This is a genomic window from Sandarakinorhabdus sp., from assembly GCF_032115815.1.
In the GTDB taxonomy this organism is placed as follows: Bacteria; Pseudomonadota; Alphaproteobacteria; order Sphingomonadales; family Sphingomonadaceae; genus Sandarakinorhabdus.
In genome coordinates this window covers 1-2,945 of sequence record NZ_JAUMBI010000265.1, presented here as the reverse complement: position 1 = coordinate 2,945, position 2,945 = coordinate 1, and the positions used below count along the sequence as shown (strand labels likewise).

The 2,945-nt window shown below is 66.8% G+C and carries 4 protein-coding genes; 3 read left to right on the top strand and 1 reads right to left on the bottom strand.

What is annotated here, in order from left to right; genetic code table 11:
• Both RT662_RS15165 and RT662_RS15160 read left to right on the top strand, forming a co-directional pair.
• A partial coding sequence (locus RT662_RS15165; RefSeq protein ID WP_313671526.1) for a pyrroline-5-carboxylate reductase dimerization domain-containing protein occupies positions 1-482 on the top strand: 482 nt, incomplete at its 5' end.
• A 47-nt stretch (positions 483-529) separates the two neighbouring features.
• Positions 530-1,360, top strand: coding sequence for a c-type cytochrome (locus RT662_RS15160; RefSeq protein ID WP_313671525.1), 831 nt, complete (start codon positions 530-532; stop codon positions 1,358-1,360).
• Here the strand turns inward: RT662_RS15160 and RT662_RS15155 are convergent.
• Positions 1,357-1,887 (bottom strand): MarR family transcriptional regulator, encoded by a 531-nt coding sequence (locus RT662_RS15155; protein ID WP_313671524.1) that lies wholly within the window; start codon positions 1,885-1,887, stop codon positions 1,357-1,359. The two genes, RT662_RS15160 and RT662_RS15155, sit on opposite strands and share 4 nt — an antisense overlap.
• Positions 1,888-2,027: 140 nt before the next feature.
• Between RT662_RS15155 and RT662_RS15150 the strand changes: the two genes are divergently transcribed.
• Positions 2,028-2,939, top strand: coding sequence for a branched-chain amino acid aminotransferase (locus RT662_RS15150; protein WP_313671523.1), 912 nt, complete (start codon positions 2,028-2,030; stop codon positions 2,937-2,939).
• Positions 2,940-2,945: the final 6 nt, after the last annotated feature.

Genomic DNA, 2,945 nt, shown 5'->3' with positions numbered 1-2,945 from the left:
CGCGGCTGTTCCCCGGCGCCGGCATCGTGCGCGCCATGCCCAACACGCCGTCTGCGGTGGGGCAGGGCGCCACCGCCCTGTTCACCCGCGATGGCGATATCGTGCAGGGCGCCGCCGAAGCGCTGTTCCAGCCGGTGGGGCAGACGATCTGGCTGTCCGATGAAGCACAGTTCGATGCGGTCACCGCCGTTTCGGGCTCTGGCCCGGCCTATGTGTTCCATTTCATCGAGGCGCTGGCCGCCGCCGGGGAAGCCGCCGGCCTGGAACCGGCGATGGCGATGCGGCTCGCGCGCCAGACGCTGATCGGCGCGGCCGCGCTCGCCGCCCAGGATGGCGCGACGCCGGCCAATGTCCTGCGTGAACGCGTCACCTCGCCGGGCGGCACGACGGCGGCGGGCCTTTCGGTATTGATGCCGGGTCTGACGCCGCTGCTGGAACAGGTGGTGGCCGCAGCGGCAGCGCGGTCACGCGAACTGGGCTGACATAGCCCCAAGCGTGACGTAATCTCCCCACGCTCGGGGGAGATGTCATGCGCACATGGGTGAAGGCCGGAGCAGGTGTGATCGGCGCGGCGCTGCTGTTGGCAGCCGGCGCAGGCGGTGCGCTGCTGTGGGCCGGCAACCAGAGCTTGAGCAAGGATCATGGCGCTCTGCCCGAAACCGTGGCGGGCGGGCCTGGAGACGCGGCGTTGGGCGCGCGGTTGGTCAGCGTCTATGGTTGCAATGGCTGTCACGGCGCAGCCCTTGCCGGCCAGGATTTCTATGGCATGGTCGCGTCCAATCTGCGCCGCCGCGCGCGCGAATGGAGCCGGGAGGATTTCGCCCGCGCCGTCCGTAACGGGCTGCGCCCCGATGGCACCAGCATCAGCTGGGCGATGCCCACCGAAATGTTTGCCGCGATGGCCGACAACGAGATTGCCGCCATCCACGCCCATCTGCGCCGCCTGCCGGCCGCCGGCGATGCCCAGCCGGTCACGCTGAAGCACCGGTTCTTCAAGGCTTATCATGCGGCCACCGGTGAGCTGATCCCCAATGCCGTGCTGGTGCGTGCCACCGATGCCGGGCCCGCTGTCGCTCCGGAGCCCGGCACGGCGGGGTGGGGCGCCTATTTCACGCGCATGGCCTGCGCCGAGTGCCACAATCACGGCCTTGGCGGCTTTGGCAGCGACACGCCGGCACTGGCCGATGCCATCCAGATCTATGATTGGCCGGCGTTCGTGCGGCTCACCACCACCGGCCGGCCGCCAGACGGACGCGAATTGCGCTTGATGACGGGTGTGGGCCGCGAACGCCTGGCCCACATGACCGACGCCGAACGCCGGGCGCTGTTCGATTATCTGAAGTCGCTGTCGCAGCCCTAACCCTGCAAGGCTTCCACAGCTGCACGATCCGCCGGCGGCACCAGGCCCATCAGCACCGCCCAGAAGCCGGTGACGGCCTGCTGCCCGGCCTCGCCATAGGCGCGCGCCATGGACCGTTCCAGCTCGGTGAATAGCCGCGCTTCCAGCGCCGCGCCGGATGCGGTGAGGGTAAGCAGGCGCTGGCGGCGATCAGTCACCCCCACGCGTTGTTCAACCAGCGCGCGGTTGCCCAGATCATTCAGCACCCGGCCCAGCGATTGCTTGGTGATGCCGAGCAGGCTGATGAGTTCCCCCACCGAAAGCCCCGGCTGGCGCGCGATGAAATAGAGCGATCGATGGTGGGCGCGGCCCAGACCCTGCGCTTCCAGGATCGCATCGGCGCCGCGGATCATCGACGTGTAGCCGAAATAGAGCAGTTCGATGCCGCGCCTTATCTCGTCCTCCCGCAGGAACAGCGGCGAAGCCGGCGTCACCTTCAGGGGGGAAACCGCGGCCTGAGCGGTGGCTGCAGAAATTGGGACAGTCATGTTGACTTATCTGCCACAAAGGCTATGCCAACACAAGCGGGGCGCGCAATTCCCGGCAAGGCGGCGGTGACAACGCTGTTCGTTTGTTGCCGGCGCAGGGCGGAAAGCCTCCACATTGTTTCTGGGGACAGGGTTTCGTCATGACCGACGCTACGTTCGACGATCGCAACGGCTTTATCTGGATGGATGGGGAATTGAAGCCCTGGCGCGAAGCCAATGTCCACATTCTCACCCATGGCCTGCATTATGCCAGCTCGGTCTTCGAAGGGTCGCGTGCCTATGCCGGCCATATCTACGCATTGTCGGCCCATTCGCAGCGGCTGATCGATTCAGCCAACATCATGGGCTTTCCGCTGCCGTGGAGCGTGGAGGAGATTGACGAAGCCTGCCGCCAGACGCTGGCCGCCAATGGGTTCACCAATGCCTATGTGCGCCCGGTTGCGTGGCGCGGCAGCGAGCAGATGGGCGTTTCGGCGCAGAAGACCAAGGCCCATTTGGCCGTCGCTGCCTGGGAATGGGGTGCGTATTTCGGCCCGGAAGCGCTGAAAAAGGGCCTGCGCCTCAACATCGCGCCGTGGCGCCGTCCCGCGCCCTACACGGCACCGGTGCGCGCCAAGGCCGCCGGGCTTTACATGATCTGCACGCTGTCCAAGCACGCCGCCGAAAACGCCGGCTACAACGATGCCATGATGCTGGATTGGCGCGGGCAGGTGGCCGAAGCCACCGGCGCCAACATCTTCTTCTTCCAGAACGGCGAACTGCACACGCCCACCCCGGATTGTTTCCTCGACGGCATCACCCGCCGCTCCATCATCGCGCTGGCCCAGCGCCGCGGCATCAAGGTGGTGGAACGCGCGATCTGGCCGGAGGAACTGGCCAGTTTCCAGGAAGCCTTCCTGACGGGCTCCGCCGCCGAAGTGACCCCGCTGGCCGAAATCGGTCCGTGGAATTTCCAGGTGGGTGAAGCGACGCTGCAACTGGCGCAGGATTACAGCGATCTCGTCCACGGCCGCATCACCGGCGTGGAGCCGGTGCCGTCGACGCAGCGCTAAAGCGTT